The 21,572-nt window shown below is 70.4% G+C and carries 21 protein-coding genes; 15 read left to right on the top strand and 6 right to left on the bottom strand.

Features of this window, described 5'->3' with window-relative positions; genetic code table 11:
* Window positions 1-348 precede the first annotated feature (348 nt).
* From AB0I28_RS28385 to AB0I28_RS28350, 8 genes are all read left to right on the top strand, one after another.
* Complete coding sequence (locus AB0I28_RS28385) at window positions 349-3,342, top strand: glycoside hydrolase family 48 protein (protein WP_357498363.1); 2,994 nt, start codon at window positions 349-351, stop codon at window positions 3,340-3,342.
* A gap of 107 nt (window positions 3,343-3,449) precedes the next feature.
* Window positions 3,450-5,972, top strand: a complete 2,523-nt coding sequence (locus AB0I28_RS28380) for a glycoside hydrolase family 9 protein (protein WP_357498778.1) — start codon at window positions 3,450-3,452, stop codon at window positions 5,970-5,972.
* 143 nt (window positions 5,973-6,115) lie between these two features.
* Window positions 6,116-6,859, top strand: a complete 744-nt coding sequence (locus tag AB0I28_RS28375; RefSeq protein WP_357498361.1) for a hypothetical protein — start codon at window positions 6,116-6,118, stop codon at window positions 6,857-6,859.
* Window positions 6,819-7,253: an NUDIX hydrolase gene (locus tag AB0I28_RS28370; protein ID WP_357498359.1), complete on the top strand. Its 435-nt coding sequence runs from the start codon at window positions 6,819-6,821 to the stop codon at window positions 7,251-7,253. The genes AB0I28_RS28375 and AB0I28_RS28370 overlap by 41 nt, the downstream gene beginning before the upstream one ends.
* Before the next feature lie 32 nt (window positions 7,254-7,285).
* On the top strand, window positions 7,286-8,548 hold the full coding sequence (locus AB0I28_RS28365) for a glycosyltransferase 87 family protein (protein WP_357498357.1): 1,263 nt from the start codon (window positions 7,286-7,288) through the stop codon (window positions 8,546-8,548).
* Window positions 8,502-8,876: a zf-TFIIB domain-containing protein gene (locus AB0I28_RS28360; RefSeq protein ID WP_357498355.1), complete on the top strand. Its 375-nt coding sequence runs from the start codon at window positions 8,502-8,504 to the stop codon at window positions 8,874-8,876. The genes AB0I28_RS28365 and AB0I28_RS28360 overlap by 47 nt, the downstream gene beginning before the upstream one ends.
* A 108-nt stretch (window positions 8,877-8,984) precedes the next feature.
* Window positions 8,985-9,560, top strand: coding sequence for a WHG domain-containing protein (locus AB0I28_RS28355; protein WP_357498353.1), 576 nt, complete (start codon window positions 8,985-8,987; stop codon window positions 9,558-9,560).
* A 114-nt stretch (window positions 9,561-9,674) separates the two neighbouring features.
* Window positions 9,675-10,448 (top strand): alpha/beta hydrolase, encoded by a 774-nt coding sequence (locus AB0I28_RS28350; protein WP_357498351.1) that lies wholly within the window; start codon window positions 9,675-9,677, stop codon window positions 10,446-10,448.
* Window positions 10,449-10,487: 39 nt separating this feature from the next.
* Here AB0I28_RS28350 and AB0I28_RS28345 read toward each other — a convergent pair whose 3' ends face one another.
* A complete protein-coding gene (locus tag AB0I28_RS28345) occupies window positions 10,488-11,153 on the bottom strand; it encodes a TetR/AcrR family transcriptional regulator (RefSeq protein ID WP_357498349.1) in 666 nt (221 codons plus the stop codon).
* 70 nt (window positions 11,154-11,223) lie between these two features.
* On the opposite strand from AB0I28_RS28345, the gene AB0I28_RS28340 reads away from it, so the two are divergent.
* The 3 genes from AB0I28_RS28340 to AB0I28_RS28330 all read left to right on the top strand — a co-directional run bounded on the left by AB0I28_RS28340 (window position 11,224) and on the right by AB0I28_RS28330 (window position 12,155).
* Window positions 11,224-11,610 (top strand): DUF1761 domain-containing protein, encoded by a 387-nt coding sequence (locus tag AB0I28_RS28340; RefSeq protein WP_357498347.1) that lies wholly within the window; start codon window positions 11,224-11,226, stop codon window positions 11,608-11,610.
* A gap of 37 nt (window positions 11,611-11,647) precedes the next feature.
* Window positions 11,648-11,935, top strand: coding sequence for a DUF1905 domain-containing protein (locus AB0I28_RS28335; protein WP_357498345.1), 288 nt, complete (start codon window positions 11,648-11,650; stop codon window positions 11,933-11,935).
* Between the two features lie 97 nt (window positions 11,936-12,032).
* Window positions 12,033-12,155: a hypothetical protein gene (locus AB0I28_RS28330; protein ID WP_357498343.1), complete on the top strand. Its 123-nt coding sequence runs from the start codon at window positions 12,033-12,035 to the stop codon at window positions 12,153-12,155.
* Window positions 12,156-12,212: 57 nt separating this feature from the next.
* Here AB0I28_RS28330 and AB0I28_RS28325 read toward each other — a convergent pair whose 3' ends face one another.
* The 3 genes from AB0I28_RS28325 to AB0I28_RS28315 all read right to left on the bottom strand — a co-directional run bounded on the left by AB0I28_RS28325 (window position 12,213) and on the right by AB0I28_RS28315 (window position 14,871).
* Window positions 12,213-12,614 (bottom strand): hypothetical protein, encoded by a 402-nt coding sequence (locus tag AB0I28_RS28325; protein ID WP_357498341.1) that lies wholly within the window; start codon window positions 12,612-12,614, stop codon window positions 12,213-12,215.
* Window positions 12,615-12,721: 107 nt separating this feature from the next.
* Window positions 12,722-13,504, bottom strand: coding sequence for a hypothetical protein (locus AB0I28_RS28320; RefSeq protein WP_357498339.1), 783 nt, complete (start codon window positions 13,502-13,504; stop codon window positions 12,722-12,724).
* A 161-nt stretch (window positions 13,505-13,665) separates the two neighbouring features.
* Complete coding sequence (locus AB0I28_RS28315; protein ID WP_357498337.1) at window positions 13,666-14,871, bottom strand: UvrD-helicase domain-containing protein; 1,206 nt, start codon at window positions 14,869-14,871, stop codon at window positions 13,666-13,668.
* 187 nt (window positions 14,872-15,058) lie between these two features.
* Here AB0I28_RS28315 and AB0I28_RS28310 point away from each other — a divergent pair, with 187 nt between their 5' ends.
* Genes AB0I28_RS28310 through AB0I28_RS28295 form a run of 4 tightly spaced genes read left to right on the top strand, consistent with a single transcriptional unit; the run spans window position 15,059 to window position 20,097 of the window.
* Window positions 15,059-17,215 (top strand): (Fe-S)-binding protein, encoded by a 2,157-nt coding sequence (locus tag AB0I28_RS28310; RefSeq protein WP_357498335.1) that lies wholly within the window; start codon window positions 15,059-15,061, stop codon window positions 17,213-17,215.
* A gap of 9 nt (window positions 17,216-17,224) precedes the next feature.
* Window positions 17,225-17,689, top strand: a complete 465-nt coding sequence (locus AB0I28_RS28305) for a hypothetical protein (protein ID WP_357498333.1) — start codon at window positions 17,225-17,227, stop codon at window positions 17,687-17,689.
* 24 nt (window positions 17,690-17,713) lie between these two features.
* Window positions 17,714-19,069, top strand: a complete 1,356-nt coding sequence (locus AB0I28_RS28300) for a hemolysin family protein (protein ID WP_357498776.1) — start codon at window positions 17,714-17,716, stop codon at window positions 19,067-19,069.
* Window positions 19,066-20,097, top strand: coding sequence for a hemolysin family protein (locus AB0I28_RS28295; protein WP_357498331.1), 1,032 nt, complete (start codon window positions 19,066-19,068; stop codon window positions 20,095-20,097). Before AB0I28_RS28300 ends, AB0I28_RS28295 begins: the two co-directional genes overlap by 4 nt.
* On the opposite strand, the gene AB0I28_RS28290 is transcribed toward AB0I28_RS28295, so the two are convergent.
* Window positions 20,094-21,071, bottom strand: a complete 978-nt coding sequence (locus AB0I28_RS28290) for a hypothetical protein (RefSeq protein WP_357498329.1) — start codon at window positions 21,069-21,071, stop codon at window positions 20,094-20,096. The genes AB0I28_RS28295 and AB0I28_RS28290 overlap by 4 nt on opposite strands.
* Before the next feature lie 4 nt (window positions 21,072-21,075).
* Window positions 21,076-21,405: a metalloregulator ArsR/SmtB family transcription factor gene (locus AB0I28_RS28285; RefSeq protein ID WP_357498774.1), complete on the bottom strand. Its 330-nt coding sequence runs from the start codon at window positions 21,403-21,405 to the stop codon at window positions 21,076-21,078.
* Window positions 21,406-21,572: the final 167 nt, after the last annotated feature.

Raw genomic sequence — 21,572 nt, 5'->3', positions numbered from 1 at the left:
GGCAGGGGAAACAGCGCCTCCGACCGAGCGGCCGGGGGCGCGTCATGGATCTCATCAGGTGCGTGGGAGCGCTCCCAAACAACGTAGACCGCCGAAACGAAAAGGTAAAACCCCGAAGCCTTGATCGTTACCCTTCTGTGATTGATCCCTTAACTACCTGGGTCTTTACCAGTGGGTAGTCAAGACGCTGATTTCCGCGTAACTGACCCTTGACAGTCGCGTTACCGATCTGAAACCCTGCTGGGAGCGCTCCCACACGGACGGGCGTCAACGTCGGCCTTCGGCACCGGCTTTGGCCGCCGCGGGCGCCCGTCCGGCTAATCCCCAATCCTGTGAAGGGAACCAGCCGTGAGACGTACCCCAAAACGTGCTGGGCGCGGTGGCTTAACCGCCCGCCTGTCGCGGTTCCGCAAGTGGAGCGGAACCCGCATCATCGCGGTCATCGCCGTCATCCTCGGCACGACGACGCTGGCGGCGGCACCGGCGGCCGCAGCACCGGCCTGCGCGGTCGACTACAAGATCCTCAACCAGTGGTCCGGCGGTTTCGTCGCCGAACTCACCGTCACCAACAAGGGCGACGCGTGGAGCGGCTGGCGCCTCTCCTACGGCTTCCCCGACGCCGCACAGCGGCTCAGCAACGGCTGGAGCGCGACCTGGGCGCAGAGCGGGCAGACCGTCACCGCCGACGCCCTCGACTGGAACCGCAACCTCGCCACCGGCGCCTCGGTGACGATCGGCTTCCAGGGCACCTTCGGCACGGCCAACCCCAAGCCCACGGCCTTCTCGGTCAACGGGACCTCCTGCGGCGGCGCCGGCACGGCACCGACGGTCGCCATCACCTCCCCGGCCGACGACTCCACGTTCACCGCCGGACAGGCGATCCCGGTCGCGGCCACGGCGGCCGACGCCGACGGCACGGTCGCCGGCGTCTCGTTCTACGCCGGTAACACCCTCATCGGCACCGACAACTCCGCGCCCTACCAGGCGACCTGGTCCGGCGCGCCGGTCGGCGCGCACGTGCTGGTCGCACGGGCCACCGACAACGCCGGCAACACCGGGGCGTCGTCCCCTGTGGACATCACCGTCACCGCGAACACCGGTCCGTCCATCGTGGTCAGTCCGGCGGCGGTCAACGTCGCCGAGGGCGCCTCGGCCGCCGTCAACGTGCACCTGTCGGCGCAGCCGGCCGGCAACGTCACGGTCGCGGTCGCGCGTTCGGCCGGGGACACCAACGTGACGGCCACGCCGGCGTCGCTGACGTTCACCACGGCGACCTGGAGCGCCAACCAGGCGGTGACGCTACAGGCGGCCGAGGACGCCGACCAGGTCAACGGCACGGCCGACTTCGCCTTCACCGCGAGCGGCCACACCGCCGGGACGGTCAAGGCGACCGAGCTCGACAACGACCAGGCCCAGTACGCACAGCGCTTCCTGGACCTCTACGCGAAGATCAAGAACCCCGCCAACGGGTACTTCAGCTCGCACAACCCGCCGATCCCCTACCACTCGGTGGAGACCCTGATCGTCGAGGCGCCCGACTACGGGCACGTCACGACCTCGGAGGCCTTCAGCTACTGGCTTCTCCTGGAAGCCTCCTACGGCAGGGTCACGCAGGACTGGACGCGCTTCAACGAGGCCTGGGCCTCGATGGAGAAGTACATCATCCCGTCGGCGGCCGACCAGCCGGGCGCGGCGACCTACAACCCCTCGGACCCGGCGACCTACGCGCCCGAGTTCGACCAGCCCAGCGAGTACCCGACCCCGCTGGACAACGGCGTGGCCGTGGGCTCCGACCCGCTGATGAACGAGCTCAAGTCCGCCTACGGCAGCTCCGACATCTACGGCATGCACTGGATCCTCGACGTCGACAACCGCTACGGCTACGGGCGTTGCGGTGACGGCACGACCAGCCCGTCGTACATCAACACCTTCCAGCGCGGTCCGCAGGAGTCGGTCTGGGAGACCGTTCCGCACCCCTCGTGCGAGACCTTCACCGACGGCGGCACCAACGGCTTCCTCGACCTGTTCACCGATGACGCCGCCTACGCCAAGCAGTGGCGCTACACCAACGCCCCCGACGCCGACGCGCGCGCCGTCCAGGCCGCCTACTGGGCGCTGGAATGGGCCAAGGCGCAGGGCAAGGAGTCGTCGATCTCCTCGACGGTCGGCAAGGCCGCCAAGATGGGCGACTACCTGCGCTACTCGATGTTCGACAAGTACTTCAAGAAGATCGGCGACTGCGTCGGCCCGACCACCTGCCCGGCCGGCACCGGCCGCGACGCCTCGCACTACCTGCTGTCCTGGTACTACTCGTGGGGCGGTGCCACCGACGGCGGCTGGGCCTGGCGCATCGGGTCGAGCTACAACCACTTCGGGTACCAGAACCCGCTGGCGGCCATGGCGCTGTCGACGGTTCCCGAGCTGAAACCGAAGTCGGGCACCAACGCCGTCAACGACTGGACCGCCAGCCTCAAGCGGCAGCTCGAGTTCTACCGCTGGCTGCAGACCTCCGAGGGCGCCATCGCCGGTGGCGCGACCAACAGCTGGGCGGGCCGCTACGGCACTCCCCCGGCCGAGGTGCGGACGAACACCTTCTACGGGATGTTCTTCGACTGGCAGCCGGTCTACCACGACCCGCCGAGCAGCGAGTGGTTCGGCATGCAGGCCTGGTCGATGGGCCGGGTCGCCGAGTTCTACTACGCCACAACGGATGCCACCCTCAAGGCGCAGGCCAAGACGGTCCTCGACAAGTGGGTCGCCTGGGCCATGTCGGAGACGACGATCAACGCCGACGGCACCTACGCGGTTCCGTCGACGCTGACCTGGACCGGTGTCCCGGACAAGTGGAACGCCGCAAGCCCCGGCACCAACGCCAACCTGCACGTCGACGTGACCGCCACGACACAGGACGTCGGCGTCACCGCGGCCTACGCCAAGACCCTGACGTTCTACGCGGCGGAGTCGGGCAACACGGCGGCGGCGACGATGGCCAAGGCGCTCCTGGACGGCATGTGGAACAACTACTCCGACCCCATCGGGATCGCGCTTCCCGAGCAGCGCAAGGACTACAACCGCTTCGACGACGTGTGGTCGTCCTCCAACCAGCAGGGACTGTTCATCCCCAGCGGCTGGAGCGGAACCATGAACAACGGCGACCCGATCGCCCCCGGCTCGACCTTCGAGTCGATCCGTTCGTGGTACCACGACGATCCGCAGTGGTCGAAGGTGCAGAACTACCTCGACACCGGACAGGTGCCCGAGTTCACCTACCACCGGTTCTGGGCGCAAGCCGACATCGCGGTCGCACTGGCCGAGTACGCCCGGCTGTTCCCGTCAGCCTGACCTGATTCGCACCTTCGGGGCGCGGCGGCGAAGCCTCTCCCGCCGCCGCGCCCCCCACCCCCGAGGAGTCCGTTGTGGGTAAAGCGATCCGGCGCCTGGCCGCGGTGGTGGCCGCCGCGCTCTTAGCGTCCGTCCTGTCCGTCATCACCGGCACCGCCCCGGCACGGGCCGCCGGCGACTACAACTACGCCGAGGCACTGCAGAAGTCGCTGCTCTTCTACGAGGCGCAGCAGGCCGGCGAGCTCCCGTCGTGGAACCGGGTGGGCTGGCGCGGGGATTCGGCACCGGCGGACGGATCCGACGTCGGGCTCGACCTGACCGGCGGCTGGTTCGACGCCGGCGACCACGTGAAGTTCGGTCTCCCGATGGCGTTCTCGGCGACGATGCTCGCCTGGGGCGCCGTGGAGTACCCGCAGGCCTACACCAACTCCGGCCAGGCGACGCACCTGCGCAACAACCTGCGCTTCGTCGCCGACTACTTCGTCAAGGCGCACCCCTCGCCGAACGTCCTTTACGGACAGGTCGGCAACGGCGGCGCCGACCACGGCTGGTGGGGCCCGGCCGAGGCGATGCGGATGGCCCGCCCGGCGTACAAGATCGACGCGAGCTGCCCGGGCAGCGACCTCGCCGGTGAGACGGCGGCGGCGCTGGCGGCGATCGCGATCGTGTTCAAGCAGAGCGATCCGTCCTACTCGGCGACCCTGCTCACCCACGCGCGGCAGCTCTACACCTTCGCCGACACCTACCGCGGCAAGTACAGCGACTGCATCACCGACGCCGGCGGCTACTACCGCTCCTGGAGCGGCTACAACGACGAGCTCGTGTGGGGCGCGATCTGGCTGCACCGCGCGACCGGCGAGTCGTCCTACCTGGCCAAGGCCGAGGCGGGCTACGCCAACCTCGGAACCGAGCCGCAGCAGCCGATCAAGTCGTTCAAGTGGACGATCGCCTGGGACGACAAGAGCTACGGCGCCTACGTGCTGCTGGCGAAGCTGACCGGCAAGCAGGCCTACGTCGAGGACGCCAACCGCTGGCTCGACTACTGGACCGTCGGCGTCAACGGCGCCCGCGTCCCCTACTCTCCCGGCGGGCAGGCGGTTCTGGACACCTGGGGATCGCTGCGGTACGCGGCCAACACCGCCTTCGCGGCCCTCGTGTACGGCGACTGGACCACCGACGCCGCACGCAAGGCCCGCTACCACGACTTCGCCGTCGGGCAGATCGACTACATCCTCGGCGACAACCCCCGCAACTCCTCGTACCTCATGGGATTCGGCGCCAACCCGCCGAAGAACCCCCACCACCGCACCGCCCACGGGTCGTGGAGCGACAACATCAACGAGCCCGTGCAGTCGCGCCACAATCTCGTCGGGGCGCTCGTCGGCGGGCCATCGGCGGCCAACGACCAGTACACCGACTCGCGCGACAACTACGTCATGAACGAGGTCGCCACCGACTACAACGCCGGTTTCACCAGCGCCGTGGCCCGGCTCTACGGCGAGTACGGCGGAACACCGCTGACGAACTTCCCGGTCGCCGAGACCCCCGACGGGCCCGAGATCTACACGCAGGCCTCGGTGAACGCGGCGAGCAGCGGCTTCACCGAGATCAAGGCCTACGTCGTCAACCGCTCGGCCTGGCCCGCCCGCGCGCTGGTCGCCGGGAAGTTCCGGTACTACTTCACCCTCGACGGATCGACCACGGCCGCGCAGATCACGGTCACCGCGAACTACAACCAGTGCTCCCCGCCGACCGGCCCGACCTTGCAGGCCGGGAAGGTGTACTACGTCGAGATCGACTGCTCGTCGCGGCTGATCTCGCCGAGCGGGCAGTCCCAGCACCGGGCCGAGGTGCAGTTCCGGATCGCCAGCAGCGGCACGTGGGATCCGTCGGACGACTGGTCCTACCAGGGCGTCGCGACCACGCCGGGCACCACGCCCGTCACGGTGCAGCGGATCCCGCTCTACTCGGGCGCCGAGCGCATCTGGGGCACCGAGCCCGGCCCGTCGGCCCCCGACGCCTCGCCCCCGACCACGCCGGGCACGCCGTCGGCGTCCAATGTGGGGAGCACCGGCGCGACCCTGACGTGGGCGGCGTCCACGGATGACGTCGGCGTCACCGGTTACGACGTCTTCCGCGTCGCGGCACCGCCGGTGAAGGTCGCCTCGGTCGGCGGCACGTCGGCGATCCTCACCGGGCTGACCCCGGCGACGGCCTACCAGTTCCACGTCGTGGCGAAGGACGCGTCGGGCAAGACCTCGGCCGCGTCGGCGCCCGTCGCGGTGACCACGCTCGACGGCGGTGGCCCCTCAGGTGGCTGCACCGTGGGCTACACCGTCGTGAACCAGTGGGCCGGCGGCTTCACCGGGTCGGTGACGGTCACCAACAACGGGGCCGCCTGGACGAACTGGTCGCTGGGCTTCTCGTTCCCCAGTGGACAGTCAGTGAGCAGCGGCTGGAACGCCGCCTGGTCGCAGTCGGGGAGCGCGGTGACCGTCAGCGGTCTCGACTGGAACCGCGCGGTCGCCACGGGCGGAAGCGTCACCGCCGGATTCAACGCGACCTTCAGCGGCACGAACACCCCGCCGTCGGCCTTCACCGTCAACGGCGCGGTCTGCACTACCGGGTAGAGAGACCACCGGGCGGCGGGATCACCCCGCCGCGCTGGTGGCCCGGTGGGCGCGGCGAACGTTGGGCTAGCCGCGCCCGCCGGGCATTGTGTGTCCTCGATCCGACACGGCCGCTTTGTCGGTGTACAGGGCTTTCGACGGTCGTGCGAGCGGTGAAAGGCCCGGGCCTCGCCGATCGCGTCCTGACCGCACTGGGCAGGGCCCGCGCGCTGTACGGCGGCGGGCGGCTGCTCGCGGCCCTCGACGCGGATGTCCGCTCGTCGGCGGATCCGTCCCTGTTCGACCGCCGCTCAGCCTGGTACACCCTGCTCGACGGCCGCTCCGGCGCCGATCCGGTCGAGGATCGGCAGATCCGCTTGGCCCGCGGGATCGTCGACGCCTGCTACAACGAGATCGTCGCGGCCTCTCTGGGCGCCTCGGGAAGCGAGACGGAACTGCCCGACCGTGAGACGGCCCTGGCTGTGGCCCGCCCGGGCTCCGGGCACACCGTCGGCGCGCGGGCGACGAACCTGGTCGAAGAACCCGGCTTCGGGGAGTGGCTGACCTGGTCACGCGTCGACGCGATCATGGGCCGGATGCGGCACCTGACGCTGCCACAGTCCCGTTATCGGTACCTCGTGGGCCGCTATCGCAAGCACGTCGTGCCGCAGCGAGCCGAGGAGATGACCGGGCGGCGACAGCTGTGGGCGCACATCACGGCGGCGCCCGCGAACATGGTCGGCACGGTCGGCGGCCGCCGCCGAGCACGCCACCGCCGAGCGGCTGCACGCAGCGGGACGGCCGGCGGAACTGGCGCGCACCGGTGTCGTCTACGAGGACCAGTACCTGACCCTGCTGCGCGACGCGGTGCGCTTTCCCGACGGGACCCTGGGCACCTACATCCGTGACGTCGCGGCGGTCTCGGCGCCCGGCCAGGCGGTCCTCCCGGTAGTCGGCGGCCGGATCGTGCTGGTCGAGCACTTTCGGCACGCGGTGCGCGGCTGGAGCCTGGAGATCCCGCGCGGCTTCGGGGAAGCGGGCTTCTCGGCGGAGGAGAGCGCCCGGGTGGTGTGTCTCACTCCGTTGGGATCCCTGCACGTGGACGCGGGGATGTCGGCGGATCCGGTCTCGCTCTTCCACGCCGAGATCGACGGCGTCGGCGCGTTCGACGCGGCCGAAGGAATCGGCGCGGTGCGGCTGGCGGCGCCGGCGGAGCTCGCGGAGCTGATCTCGTCGGGAGCGGTGACCGACGGGTACACGATGGCGGCGTATCTACGGGCGTCACTGCGCGGCCTCCTCTGAGCGCCGAGCACCCCCTTGGCAGACTGGCCCCCGTGTGGAGACTCGAAACCCGGCGCGGACTACCCGTCGACCTCATCCTGTACGGCGTATCGGCACTGTTCGCCGGCTATACCGCGCTCTTCTCCACGCTGACGCCGCACCGGGTGTGGGGCGGCATCGCCTTCGGCGGCTACCTCCCGGCGGCGATGGTGACGGCGCTGCTGCTGGCGCGGCCGACGATCGCGCTGAGCAGCCGCATCTACATCGTCGCCGCGACCTACGCGGCCACGACCTTCTTCCCGCTGATCGCCGAGGCGGTGTCGCGGGCCGACGGGACGGCCGGGCGCGCGCAGGAGGAGGTGCTGGTCGTCGAGCAGTCGGGGGTCCGGCTCTTCGACCTGGGCACGCCCTACCTGGGCCGCGACGACATCGCCGCGCTGCCCGACCAGCTGCTCGGCTACAACCCCTACCAGCCGGGGATGGCGGTCTTCGGCGTCCCGCGCGCGATCCTCGGCGACGGCGCCTGGCTCGCCGACGCGCGGATCTGGTTCGCGCTGGCGACCCTGGCGGCGGTGCTGGTCGCGCTGAGGTTGCTGTACCGGGAGGGCGCGGCGACGTCGGGCCTGATCCGGGCGGCCCAGGCCGTGACGGTGCTGCCGATCTGCGCGCTGACGCTGGCGACCGGCGGCGACGACCTGCCGGTGCTCGCGCTGTCGCTGCTGGCGCTGGTCCTGGCGTCCACCGGCCGGTGGGTGTGGGCGGCGGCGGTCATCGGCGTCGCGGCGGCGCTGAAACTGCTGGCGTGGCCGATCCTCGCGGTGCTCGTGGTCTACGCGATCGTGAGCGGCCGCTGGCGGCGGTTCGTGCCCCTGGCGGTGGGAATCCCCGTCCTCGTACTGCTTCCGGCCGTGCTGGTCGACGCCGCGGCGGTCGGCGAGAACCTCATCGCCTTCCCGACCGGCCACGGGCTGGTGGAGTCGCCGGCCGCGAGTCCCTTCCCGGGGCACCTGATCGCGTCGGCGTTCGACGGCGGCCGGGTGGTCGCGTTGGTGCTGCTGGGTTGCGCGGCGGCCGGTATGGCCGTGTGGATGTGGCGGCGGCCTCCGCGCGACGGGGCCGCGGTGAGTCTGATGATCGCGGTCGGGCTGCTCGCGGCGATCTTGCTGATGCCCGCGACGCGATTCGGATATTTGTTGTATCCGGCCGCATTTGCCGTGTGGTGGATCCCACTGCGATCAATTCTCAGCGTCGACCAGGTACCGTCGTGGGATGGAGATGACCTGCCCCAAGTGCCACGGCCGGATGCGCCAGTTTGAGCGCAATGGCGTCCACATCGACCAATGCACCGAGTGTCGTGGGATCTTCCTGGACCGCGGTGAACTAGAGCACCTCATGGACGCCGAGAACCGGCTCAACGCGGCCCCGCCGCGGCCCGCCGGCGCGTCGGCTCCGCCTCCCCCGCCTCCGCCGCCCCCCGGGCAGGCGTACCCGGCGCAGCCCTACCCGCAGCACGCCCCGCCCCCCGCGCCCGGTTACGGGTACGGGCAGCCCCAGTACCGGCACGGGCGCGCCGGTTACCGGCACGGGCACCACGGGCAGCACGGGTACAAGCGCAAGAGCATCTTCCGGGAGCTGTTCGACTAGGCACCCACGTTCCGCAGACCCCCGTCCCTCTTGGGACGGGGGTTTTTCGTGTGCCCGCATCCCGCAGCCTATGTATATTAGGCGCCACCCTAGGAAGGTTAGGAAAGCATGCCCCGCGAGAGGATCACCCCCGACGCCCTGGTGTCGGCCGCCGCCGACCTCGCCGACGAGATCGGCTTCGACCACCTGACGCTGGCGGCGCTCGCGAAACGCTTCGGCGTCCGCGACGCCAGCCTCTACACCCACATCCGGGGTCTCGCCGACCTCCAGGAGCGCGTGGCACTGCTGGCGCTCGCCGAGTGGGCCGACGCCCTCGGCGGTGCCATCGCCGGGCGATCGGGCTACTCCGCCCTGTGCGCCTTCGCCGACGCCTACCGGGCGCACGCGACCGGGCATCCCGGCCGCTACGCCGCCACCCGGCACCCGGTTTCGCCCGAGCGACTCACCGAGTCGGGAGCCGCCGCGCGCATCATCGGCGTCTGCTACGCCCTCCTGCGCGGCTACGACCTCGACGAACCCGAGGCCACCGACGCGGTCCGCCTGCTGCGCAGCACCCTGCACGGCTTCAGCGACCTGGAGGCCACCGGCGGGTTCACCGCCGACCACAGCCTCGCCACCTCATGGCGGCGGGCGGTCGACATCCTCCACCACGCCCTCACCAACTGGTCGAACATCCCGCGATAGGAGAGACCCATCCACACCGCGACACTCACCCTCAACGGCACCCCCATCGACTACCGCGAACTGGGCGACGGCCCACCCCTGCTGCTCCTTCCCGGCGGCGCCGGCCACGCAGCCGTGCTCGACGCGCTCGCCGCGCGCCTCGCCGAGCGCCACCGCGTCGTGAGCATGTCGAGCCGACTGGCCTCGGCGCCGCCCGGGTCCGAGCACGGTGAGCAGAGCCCGAAGGTCTACGCCGAGGACACCGTCGGGCTCATCGAGGCTCTCTTCGACGAGCCGCCGACCGTCTTCGCGTTCAGCGCCGCCGCCATCACCACGCTCGAACTGCTGACGCGATACCCCGACCACCTGCGGCTGGCGATCGTCCACGAGCCGCCCGTGCTCGGCCTCCTGCCTGACGCCGAGCGGCAGCGCACCGCGATCGAAGCCGTCCGCACTGCCGCCCGCGCCGAAGGCCCCGGCGAGGCCGCCCGGCTCATGACCGAGATCATGACGACCCTGGCGCCCATCGCCGACGCCCCACAGCTGCGCCACCCCGGCGACTGGTTCGAGGGCTACGCGGAGACCAGCCCCGAGCCCCCGACTCCGGAACTGCTGGAGGTGTTCGCCGGACTGAGCGCGCTGCAGCCGGTGTTCCTGGAACGGATCCTCGTTCCCTTCACCACCAACGACGTCGACCTCGCGGCGCTGCGCGCGGTGGCGCCGAGGCTCGTGCCCGTCGCGGGTATCGACTCATGCGGGCAGCTGCCCTACCGCGCGGCGGCGGCGCTGGCCGTGGGGTTGGGGGTGCCGCTGACGGAGGTTCCGGGCGGGCACCTCGGGCCGGTGGAGCGGCCGGGGCAGTTCGCGGCGGCGCTGGAGACGTTGGAGGCGCTGCCGGCGGGGGGTTAGGGGTGGGCGAGCGCAGGGCGGGGCCATGGCGGCTCGCCATCACTCCCCCGCCCCGAACCTCCCCAAGAACGTCGCCACCGCCTCCGCCGCAACGGCCTCCAGCTCCCCGCCGTCCCTGCCCCCGCCGACCGTCCGGCCCCCCTGCAGCGTCAGCCGGTTCAGCGGGGCGGCGATGGCCAGCCAGGTCAGTTGCTCGGCGGCCACCGCGGCCCCATCGGCGTCGGCGACCCGCAGTTCCCCTCGATCGCCCAGCTCCCGCAGCGCCTCGGCGAGCATGTGCTGGTTGCGGTTCCAGCTTCTCTCCAAGTAGTCCGCCGCGACTTCGGGGAAGCGTTCGGCTTCGTTGGCGACCAGTTTGCGCATCTGCAGCACCGGCGGACTGAGGATTCCCGCCTGCATCACGCGAGCGAGCCTCACCAACCCTTCGGCGAGGCCGGGGGCGTCGAGGAGGGCCTGGACGTGGGGCCGCATGCGGTCGTGTCCTTGATCGACCCAGTCGCGCACGACGGCGGCGTACAGCACGTCCTTCGAGGGGTAGTGGCGGTAGAGGGTCTGCTTGGAGATCTTGGCGCCGGAGGCGACGGCGTCCATGGTGGCGCCGGCGTAGCCGCTCGCGAGGAACACCTGCCGGGCGACGGCCAGGAGCTCGGCGCCGCTGCTGCCGCCGGGGCGCCCGCGGGTGCGTGCAGCGGAGATCGGGGACATCGCCTAATAGTACTGGACAGTACGCAAAACCCAGGGTTATAGTACTGCCACGTACTAAAAAGGAGTCCCCATGATCGTCCTCGGCATCGGACTGTCCGCGGTAGCCGCCTTCGTCGCCAGCAGCGTCTACTACGCGATCGCCTCCCCGGTCGAGCGCAAGGTCCTCGGCGACAAGGCCCTCGACCGGGGCCGGCCGACGGCGTGGAAGATCCTCGCCGAGCTGGTGCGCACGACGCTCGTCGCCGCGGTCTTCGCCTGGGTCGCGGCTCAGGCCGACCGGCTGTCCCTCCCCGACGCCCTGCCGCTGGCGCTCGTGCTCTGGGCGGGTTTCCCGCTCGCCCTTCTCACCGGCTCGATCGCCTGGGAGAAGGTCGCACCGGTCACCGCCGCGATCCATGCCGGCGACTGGCTGCTCAAGCTCCTGCTCATCGCCGCCATCGTCGGCGCCCTGCACTGACCCGACCGCCGCACGCCACGAAGGGAAGTCTTCCGAGATGTCACCGACCACCGGCCCGATCGACCGCCGATTCACCGCCACCCTGCAGCAGAGCCCCGCCAAGGGCGGCTGGACCTACGTCGTCATGGACGGCTCCGCCGAGTACTTCGGCACACGCGGACGGGTGAAGGTCTCCGGAACCGTCGACGGAGTCCCCTTCACCACCTCCTTCATGGCCCTCGGCGACGGCACGCACAAGCTGCCGGTCAACGCCGAACTCCGCACCGCGATCGGCAAGAACGCCGGGGACGACGTCGACGTCCACCTGCGCGAGCGGCTCACCTGAACAGCGCGCCGGAGCCCCGCCACCGCGCCCTCACAAGCGGTAGCCTGCGCTATGGCCACTGTGGACAGCGCGCCCGACCGCACCGCCGGAGGCCGCCATGCCTGAGAACAACGCCGGCACCCCTCGCCCCGGCTGCGCCGGCCCCGTCGTCAGCGTCGCCGCCGCGATCGTCGTCGGGCTGCTCCTCGTCGCCGCTCTCGTCGTGGCGCTCGTCGACTAGGTGCACGAAAAACCGCCCGCCCCGCGAAGGGGCGAGCGGTCGTCGAAATCCGGTCCGCTAGCTGGTCACGTCCGAGCACTTCGTCGTGATGGTGCCGGCCTGCGTCGGGATGTCGCCCGCGAGCTTGGTCATCTCCTCGGCCTCCGCCGGCGTCAAGGAGGCGGGGGCGTTGGCCGCCTTCTCCTGGAGTTCGGCGAGGCGGTCGAAGTGGTCGGCGAGCGTGTTCACGGCCTCTTTGAGTTCGGCGTCACCGACGTCGGCCGCCTGTTCGCGCAGTTTGGTCGCCTGGTCCTTGAGAGCAGCGGGATCTCCGGCGATGCTGCCGATGCTCTCGGTGACGGTTCCGGTGAGGTTCGCGCAGTCCACCGCCTGTTCCGCCGCGCCACAGGCGGCCAGGGTGGGGAGGGCGAAGGCGCCCGCCGCCACGATCGTCGCGATCCGGCGCGTCATGCGGTTCATGAATCTCTCTCTTTCGGGGCTTTGTGGGTCTTCCCTGAACTCTACGGACAAGCCGTATACGAGAAACCGCCACCGCGACTTCGCGGTGGCGGTTCCTCGAAGCGGTTCTAGTCCCGGTAGATCTCGGCGCAGAGCGTCACGTCGAAGGTCTCCCCGATGGGGCTTTGGACCTTGTACCAGAACTCGGTACGGGCCGTGTCGCACTCCTTCTCGTCGTACACGCCGTCGATGCGGTCGAAGACCACGTAGACGTCCTTGCCCTCCTTGCACGACGACATCAGCTCGGCGTCGTAGCCGGAGCCGTCGTCGAGTTCGACCGCCTGGAGGCAGTCGCCTTCCTGCGCGAGGACGGGGTCGCTGGTGTCAGGGGGAGGAGTGGTCTCCTCGTCCGGCGTGGTCTCCTCGTCGGTGGGCGTCGGGGAGGCCGAAGTGCCGGTGTTGGCGGTGTTGTTGCCGTCGTCGTCGCCCTGGGAGGCGAAGAACCAGATCGCGCCGCCACCGAGGACCAGCACGACCAGGACGATGAGTCCGGCGATGAGGGGCCCGGAGCTGCTGCTCTTCTGCGGGGGCATCGGGGCGGGCGGCTGCCACGGCTGTCCGGGGGCGCCGAAGGGGGGCGCGGAGGTCGGACCGTATGGCGGCGCCGAGGCCGGTGACGGGTTGTAGGGGTCGGGCTGCCCGTAAACGGGGGGCTGACCATAAGGGTCGGGCTGCTGCACCGGCTGCCCATACGGGTCGTGCGGCGGCTGCTGGGGCTGACCATAAGGGTCTTGGGGCTGGCCATAGCCCCCTCCGGCGGGCGGCTGCTGCCCGTACGGCGGCTGCTGCTGGCCGTACGGGTCCTGCGGCTGGCCATAGCCACCACCAGGTGGCGGTCCGTACGTGGACATCTGCCGTCTCCTTCGAGGGGATCGTCTTGCGGACACGGTAACTCGTGAGGGCAAGTGTGCCATCTACCGGCGTGAATCCGCCCAGCCAGTGGGCGTGATCGTTCGGCGTCGACCGTTCTATCGACGACTATTCGATAATTCCGATACTCCCCGATACGCGGCTACAGCAGCCGCGGCTGCTCCCCTTTGGCCTGTTCATCGGGAACGTGCCCGTAGACGCGCACGAGCCCGGAGTGCATCTCCGACAGCAGCGGCGAGGGGTTTCCCACGTGGGTGAGGTAGGCGAGGTCGCGCGCCCTGGTCAGGGCGACGAAGAGCCGGCGGCGGTTGGCGGTGTCGACGGGGACCGCCTCGGCGTCGACGCCGGGCACGATGACCACCCGGAACTCGCGCCCGACGGCGTCGGCCAGGCGCAGCGAGGTGGCGCCGGTGATCTGCTTCGGGTCGCCGAACCAGAGCACGCCGATCTCAGGGGCCGGGACACCGAGGCGCGACAGCCTGGTGACTATGTCGGCGACGACGCCGGCCTCCTCGGCCTCGTCGGCGGCGGCGTAGCGCTGGACCGGCGGCGACGCGGGGGTTTCCCGCCGGACCGGCTGGAGCAGGCGCGAGCGGGCGACCGCGACCGGCGAGACGAGCAGCCCGGCGGTCGCCAGGATCGTCTCCAGGCTGCGGTAGTTGCGGGTCAGCCGGAACACGCGCGTGTCGGTGTGCTCGGTGGTGAAGCGTTCGAGCAGGTCGGGCTGTCCCTCGGTGAGGGTCTGGTCGGCGTCGCCGGTGGCCGAGACGAGCTGCCCGTCGCCGCCGAGCTCGCGCAGCTGGCCGTACTCGGCCTCGGTGAAGTCGTGGAGGTCGTCGACGAACAGGTGCCGCCACGGCTCGGCGCCGGCCAGCGCGCCCAGCGGAGCGGCGGTGACCTCCTTGGCGCGTTCGCCGAGGAGTGCGGCGAGACGGGTGCGCAGTTCCGCCGCGGCGCGAGGGCTGCGGGTGACCGCGACGCACTCGCGCGCGGGCACGTCGAGGTCGGCGATGAGGTAGGCGATGCGATGGGTGAGGGTGTGGGTCTTGCCCGTGCCGGGACCGGCGTTGATGAGCAGCGGCCCGGGCGGGGCGGAGGCGGCGACGCGCTGCATCATGTCGAGCCGGTCGAGCAGACCGGTGCCGACCTCCTCCATGCCCGACAGCGGTGGCCCGACGGGCGCGGCCACCGAGCGCTGCGGCATGAGGACCGGGTCGGGCACGGGAGCGTAGGTGATCTCCGGCCGCGATCGGCGCGCCGGACTGCGCCGTCTGCGTACGACCCGCGCGCCCTCGGGCAGGGCGAACAGGCCGTCTGGTTCGTTGGTGCCGGCGGCAACGGGTTCCACAGGCAAATCCTGCCATTACCAAGGCGCCCAAGTGGACAAGGAGCCGACGACGCGAGAACGATCCTCGTCACCTTCGGCATGAAATACCGCACCGCGGGAGAGGATAAGGTGCGCACGGCGCCTGAACACCTACGCTACTGGCGGGTAACATGAGTCGCGCCCCACAGCCTCACCGAGGAGGACCCGGATGGACGCCCTGAACATCGTGGCGCTGGCGATCGTGGCGGTGGTCAGCGCGGCCGCCGTCGTGATGGTGGTTCGCACGGCACTGCGCATGGTCGCCGTCATCCGCCTCGGCGCGAGCGACAAGACCCGCACCGACCGTGCCGGCAAGCGCGTCGCGACCATGGTGAAGGAAACCCTCGGGCACACCCGCATGCTCCAGTGGGGTGTCGTCGGCGCGGCGCACTGGTTCGTCTTCATCGCCTTCGGCGCGCTCCTGCCGACCCTGGTCGAGGCCTACATCCAGGTCGTCGACCCCGAAGCCGCGATTCCGTGGTTCTCGCACTGGCCGGTGTGGACACTCGCCTCGGAGCTCATCGCCATCACGATGCTCATCGGCATCCTGACGCTCATCGTCATCCGCCAGTTGAACCTGCCCTCCCGGCGCCCCAAGTCCCGGTTCGAGGGCTCGCGGATGTGGCAGGCGTACTACGTCGAGATCACCATCGTCGCCATCGGAGTGTGCGAGTTCCTGCTGCGCTCGCTGGTGATCGCCGAGGGCGCCGACATTCCCGCGTGGGCCTCGCCGATCGGGTACGGCCTGTCGAAGCTCTACACCGCCGGCGACGGGGTCCTGGCCGCGATCACCATCGTCGCCATGGTCAAGATCCTCGTCTCGATGGCGTGGTTCATGGTCATCGCCCGCAACATCACCATGGGCGTGGCGTGGCACCGCTTCACCGCGTTCTTCAACATCTACTTCAAGCGCGACCCCGAGAGCGTGGCCCTCGGCGCGCTCAAGCCGATGACGGTCAACGGCGAGAAGCTCGACTTCGAGACCGCCGACCCCGAGAAGGACCCCTTCGGCGTCGGGCAGGTCGAGCAGTTCACCTGGAAGGGCCTGCTCGACTTCACCACCTGCACCGAGTGCGGCCGCTGCCAGTCGCAGTGCCCTGCCTGGAACACCGACAAGCCGCTCTCCCCGAAGCTGCTCATCATGAATCTGCGGGAGCACGCCTACGCCAAGGCCCCGTACCTGATGGCCGGCGGCGGCAAGGACGCCCTCGGCGAGGAGACCGCCACCGCCGATCAGCTCGCCGGCGTGAACGTGCTGGCCATGGCCGAGGCCGAGCGCCCCCTGGTCGGACCGGTCGCCGACGGCGGGGTCATCGACCCCGACGTCCTGTGGTCCTGCACGACCTGCGGCGCCTGCGTCGAGCAGTGCCCGGTCGACATCGAGCACGTCGACCACATCATCGACATGCGCCGCCACCAGGTGATGATCGAGTCGGCCTTCCCCGCCGAGGCCGGCACGATGCTGCGCAACCTGGAGACCAAGGGAAACCCCTGGGGCGCCAACCCCAACACCCGCGACGACTGGACCAAGGGCCTCGACTTCGAGGTGCCCCGCGTCGACGACCCCAGCACCGAATGGGACTACCTGTTCTGGGTCGGCTGCGCCGGAGCCTTCGACGACCGCGCCAAGAAGACCACCCGCGCGGTGGCCACGCTGCTGCACGAAGCGGGCGTCAAGTTCGCCATCCTCGGCAAGGGCGAGGGCTGCACCGGCGACCCGGCCCGCCGCATCGGCAACGAGTTCCTCTTCACGATGCTCGCCGAGGCCAACGTCGAGACACTGAACGAGCTGGGCCTCAACGAGTCGACCAGCACCAAGATCGTGGCGACCTGCCCGCACTGCCTCAACTCGCTGGGCAACGAGTACGGCCAGCTCGGCGGGCACTACGACGTCGTCCACCACACGCAGCTGCTGGCGACCCTCGTCGCCGACGGGAAACTCACCCCGGTGTCCAAGGTCGACGGTGGCGTCACCTACCACGACCCCTGCTACCTCGGCCGCCACAACCGCATCTTCACCCCGCCCCGCGAGGTCCTCGGCGCCGTCGCCGAGGAAGGCCTCACCGAGATGCCCCGCAACGCCGAACGCTCCTTCTGCTGCGGCGCCGGCGGCGCTCGCATGTGGATGGAGGAGACCATCGGCACGCGCATCAATATCAACCGCACCGAAGAGGCCCTCGACACCGGCGCGCGCACCATCGCCGTCGGCTGCCCCTTCTGCGCCACGATGCTGGGCGACGGCGTCAACGCCAAGGAGGCGTCCGAACGGGTCGAAGTCGTCGACGTGGCACAGGTGCTCTTGCGTACGGTGCGTGGGGCTGATTAACCTTCCGCTGTGGCCGACGCGGGAAAGAAACCCTTCTGGCGAACCAAGAAGGGGCTGCTCATCATCGGCGCCCTCATCATCGCCGCCGTGCTCTACTCGCGTGCGAACGCACCGAAGTTCCCGCCCGACGCCGACTGCGGAACACCGAAGATCCACATCCTCGACAAGCGCGTCGACATCGGCAAGGACGTCCTGTGGGTCGTCACCGGCCCCGACGGCGGCCAGTACTCGCTCACCCTCGGCGTGGCCAAGCTCGAACGCGGCACGCCCTCGTCGATGAAGGTCGAGAAGGCCGAGGAGGACGCCGGCAAGAAGGCCGCCATCCTCGGCGACAACCTCGTCATCACGGGTTGCCGGATCGCCGGGCAGGTCCCCATGGCGCTGCCGTACGGTGAGTACACCCTGCGACTGTGGGACACCACGGGCGCGGACCCGGTGCAGGTCGCCGAGACGACCATCACCAGCCGTGGATAAGCCCCGCCGCAAGAGGTGGTCCCGATAGACGAGCCGTGGCTCACCGCGATACCCCTGCTGGTCTTCGTGCTGCTCACCGTGGGAAACGCGTTCTTCGTCGCCGCCGAGTACTCCCTCGTCACCGTTGACCGCCCCTCCATCGAGGCCGCCGCCGAAGCCGGCGACCGGCGCTCGCGCTCGGTGTCGGCGGCGCTGCGCAGGCTCTCCTTCCAGCTCTCGGGCGCGCAGCTCGGCATCACCATCACCGCGCTGCTCACCGGTTACCTGGCCCAGCCCGCCCTCGCGCGGCTCCTCGAACCCGTCCTCGGTTTCCTCGGCGACGCCGGCCCAGCCGTGGCCTCGGGTCTGGCCATCGTCATCGCCATGCTCGTCTCGACCGTCTTCGGCGAGCTCGTCCCGAAGAACGCGGCCCTGGCGCGGCCCATGCCGATCGCGCGCGCGACGGCCGGCCCGCAGCGGATCTTCTCGCTGGTCTTCGGCTGGCTCATCACGATCCTCAACGGCAGCGCGAACTGGCTGGTCCGCCGGATGGGCATCGAGCCGCAGGAGGAACTGGCGACGGCCCGCAGCCGCCATGAGCTCGGCCTGCTCGCGGTCACCTCCGCTCGCGCGGGCACGCTGTCGCCGGAGATGGCGCGGCTACTGCGGCGCACGGTCCGCTTCAACGAGAAGCGCGCCGCCGAGGCGATGACCCCGCGCGTCGACGTCGAGGCGCTCAACGCCGAGGCGACCGTCGCCGACATGCTCGCCTCGGTCGCCGAGACCGGGCACAGCCGCTTCCCCGTCTACCTCGACACTCTCGACAACGTCGTGGGCGTCGTGGCGGTCAACGACGTCTTGTCGGTGCCCCCGTCCGACCGGGCGACGACGCTGGTGCGGGCCGTGGCGCGCGAACCGGTGTTCGTGCCCGAGCACCTCGATCTCGACAGCCTCCTGGCACGGCTGCACGAGATGGGCAGCGACATCGCGGTCGTCGTCGACGAGTACGGCGGGACCGACGGCGTGGTCACCATCGAGGACCTGGTGGAGGAACTCGTCGGGGAGATCGCCGACGAGCACGACTTCGACGAGCACGACACCGTCGACGACGCCGACACCGACGTCGACAACTATCTGTCGTCCTCGGCCGAGCCCTACGAGGTCGACGGCGTGCTCCGCGCCGACGAACTGGCCGAGCAGACCGGTTTCCGGATGCCCGACGGCCCCTACGAGACCCTCGCCGGTTTCCTGATGTCCTCCCTCGGGCACATCCCCGAAGCCGGGGAGGCCCTGGAGCACGAGGGCTGGGAGTTCCACGTCGTCGAGGTCGAGCGCCACCGCATCGAGCGGGTCGTGGTCGTCCCGCCGCCCGACACCGACGGCGAAGGCGAGGACTCGTGAGCCTCGTCCTGACCGCCGTTCTGCTGCTGGGCAACGCGTTCTTCGTCGGCGCCGAGTTCGCGCTGATCGCCTCGCGCCGCACCGCGCTGGAGGCCCACGCCGACTCCCGCCGGGTGCGGTGGGCGCTGTCGGCGATGGGGCAGCTCCCGTTGATGATCGCCGGCGTCCAGCTCGGCATCACGATCTGCACGCTGGGCCTGGGCGCCGTCGCCGAACCGGCGATCGCGCACCTCCTGGAGCCCCTCGCGCACGCCGTCGGGCTGCCGGAGGACTTCGTGCACCCCGTCGCGCTGATCATCGCGCTGACCTTCGTGACCTACATGCACACCGTGTTCGGCGAGATGGTCCCGAAGAACCTGGCGCTGGCCGGACCCGAGAAGGCCGTGGTCTGGCTCGGGCCGCCGATGCTGGCCTTCTGCGCCGCCACGCGCCCGCTGCTGCTGGCGATGAAGGCGCTGTCGTCGTGGATCCTGAAACTGTTCAAGATCGAGGCGGCCGAGGCCGTCAAGAACACCTACACCGTCGACGAGTTCGCCGGGCTCATCAGCGAGTCGCAGGCCGGCGGCCTGCTGGAGGAGAGCGACGGCGCGCGGCTGTCGGCGGCCATCGAGCTCGGCCAGCGCCACGCCAGCGACGCCATGCGGCCCTGGGCGGGCGTCACGACCATCACCGACGACACCACCAACGAGAAACTTGAGGAGCTTGCCTGCGCGTCAGGGCTCTCGCGTTTCCCGGTGATCGCGCGTCAGGGCCGGCGCATCCGCGGGTTCATCCACATCAAGGACGTCATCGGCGTCGACCCCGCCGACCGCGCCCGGGCGATCGATCCGGGCCGGATCCGGCCGCTTCCGGCGGTGCCGCCCGACAAGAGCCTCGGCGACCTGCTGCTCCAGATGCGGCGCGCGGCCGTGCACATCGTGCTCGTCGCCGACTCCGGTTCCCCGGTGGGCATCGTGACCCTCGACGACATCCTCGCCGCCCTCATGGGCCGCCAGGACGTGCGCGGCGGGTCACCGGACAAGCCCTAGTCCCTCTCGTTCAGGGCCGCCGTGACCGCCGCCGTGGTGAGCACCGGCTGGTACTCGTCGGGCGGGAGCAGTCCCAGCCCGGTGAGGCGGGCGAGGTTCTCCTCGTCGTCGAGGACCGCCAGGAACTTCTCGGCGGCCTGGCTGAGCAGGCCGGACAGGTCGGCGCGCATCGCGTAGGGGAAGTCGAGACCGGTGACGGCCGGCGTGGTCTCCAGCAGGACCCACGGCTCGTCGGGGTGGGCGGCGTTGTGGGCGTCGACGTCGAGGCGCGACATCGGGATCGCCTTGTAGCCCTTGGGGAACTTCCCGGGCGCGAGCTTCTCGTCGACCTTCACCGCGGTGGCCGCGCCGACGTTGTCGAAGGCCGCCAAGGCCGCCAGCGCCGCCACGTCACGCCGGGGGTCGCCCACGCACACGGGCAGCTTCTCGGGATCCCAGGCGTCCAGGGCCAGGCTCGGGAAGAAGCTCTCGGCGTCGCCGTGGGCGGCGGCCAGGCCGATGGGGCTGAACGCGACCGACGGCTGGTGGGCGCCCAGGATGGCGCCACCGCCGTCGACCGCGCCGTCGACGCGCAGGCTCCACGCCCGCGACTCCGGCACCCACACGTGCGGCAGCGCGGCCGCGGGCGCCGACTCCTCGCCCGTGCCGATGTCGATCTCGCCGCCGCGTGCCTTGACCAGGGCCTCGGCCACGGCGGCGGAGTCGACCTCGGTGACGGTCACCGAGACACAGGTGGAGTTGACGCGCAGGTCGCCGCGCTTGAGTGAACCGGCGACGTCGCGCAGGGCGGGCGCGACGGGCGGTGCTGCGGCGACCTCCAGGTCGAGGATTTCGGAACATTCTTGCGCGCGGTCGATGACGACCCGCAGGGCGAACCCGGTCAGGGGGACGAGCAGGGCGAGCAGGGCGCAGCCGATGAGGATGCGCCTGGTCCTGCGTCCTAGTCGCGGGGGGCGACGGTGCCGGATCGCCATAGGCTCACCTGCGGCGGGGGGCCAGGCTTCCCCCACGGCTCTGGCGACGCTGCTTGGGGGGCGTTATGGAACCGGCGATGATGGTGAGCGCCTCCGGCACGAGCCGGAAGTACGCCCACACACCGCGTTTGTCGCGTTCCAGAAGCCCGGCGTCGGTGAGGATGCGCAGGTGGTGGCTGATCGTGGGCTGCGAGAGTCCGAGCGGTTCGGTCAGTTCGCAGACGCACGCCTCTCCCGCGGGAGAGGCCTGGATGAGGCTGATCAGCCGGAGCCTGTTGGCGTCGGCGAGCGCTTTCAAGACCGAGGCGAGCCGCTCGGCCTCGGGATGCTCCATGGGTTCACCGTCTAGCGGTGATGTGGAATAGGTGGTGTCGACGATCGCGCGTGGCACGGGTGTTTTCCTTTCACCATCTCTGTCGATCGCGCCAGCGGCCTCCCCACCGTGAGGATGGTGGGGATGGCCGTTAATGGCGACAAATGGCCCAGTATGAACGTGTTCTG

This window comes from Phytomonospora sp. NPDC050363 (assembly GCF_040655735.1).
In the GTDB taxonomy this organism is placed as follows: domain Bacteria; phylum Actinomycetota; class Actinomycetes; order Mycobacteriales; family Micromonosporaceae; genus Phytomonospora.
The sequence above is the reverse complement of the archived record's forward strand: the minus strand, read 5'-3'. Positions and strand labels throughout refer to the sequence as shown.

Excerpts from the sequence above, each read along its gene's own strand:
- AB0I28_RS28355 (WP_357498353.1), top strand. The coding sequence starts at position 8,985 with ATGCCCCGCGAGAGGATCACCCCCGACGCCCTGGTGTCGGCCGCCGCC.
- AB0I28_RS28310 (WP_357498335.1), top strand. The coding sequence starts at position 15,059 with ATGGACGCCCTGAACATCGTGGCGCTGGCGATCGTGGCGGTGGTCAGC.
- AB0I28_RS28330 (WP_357498343.1), top strand. The coding sequence starts at position 12,033 with ATGCCTGAGAACAACGCCGGCACCCCTCGCCCCGGCTGCGCCGGCCCC.
- AB0I28_RS28335 (WP_357498345.1), top strand. The coding sequence starts at position 11,648 with ATGTCACCGACCACCGGCCCGATCGACCGCCGATTCACCGCCACCCTG.
- AB0I28_RS28360 (WP_357498355.1), top strand. The coding sequence starts at position 8,502 with ATGGAGATGACCTGCCCCAAGTGCCACGGCCGGATGCGCCAGTTTGAG.
- AB0I28_RS28325 (WP_357498341.1), bottom strand. The coding sequence starts at position 12,614 with ATGAACCGCATGACGCGCCGGATCGCGACGATCGTGGCGGCGGGCGCC.
- AB0I28_RS28320 (WP_357498339.1), bottom strand. The coding sequence starts at position 13,504 with ATGTCCACGTACGGACCGCCACCTGGTGGTGGCTATGGCCAGCCGCAG.
- AB0I28_RS28285 (WP_357498774.1), bottom strand. The coding sequence starts at position 21,405 with ATGGAGCATCCCGAGGCCGAGCGGCTCGCCTCGGTCTTGAAAGCGCTC.
- AB0I28_RS28340 (WP_357498347.1), top strand. The coding sequence starts at position 11,224 with ATGATCGTCCTCGGCATCGGACTGTCCGCGGTAGCCGCCTTCGTCGCC.
- AB0I28_RS28345 (WP_357498349.1), bottom strand. The coding sequence starts at position 11,153 with ATGTCCCCGATCTCCGCTGCACGCACCCGCGGGCGCCCCGGCGGCAGC.
- AB0I28_RS28290 (WP_357498329.1), bottom strand. The coding sequence starts at position 21,071 with ATGGCGATCCGGCACCGTCGCCCCCCGCGACTAGGACGCAGGACCAGG.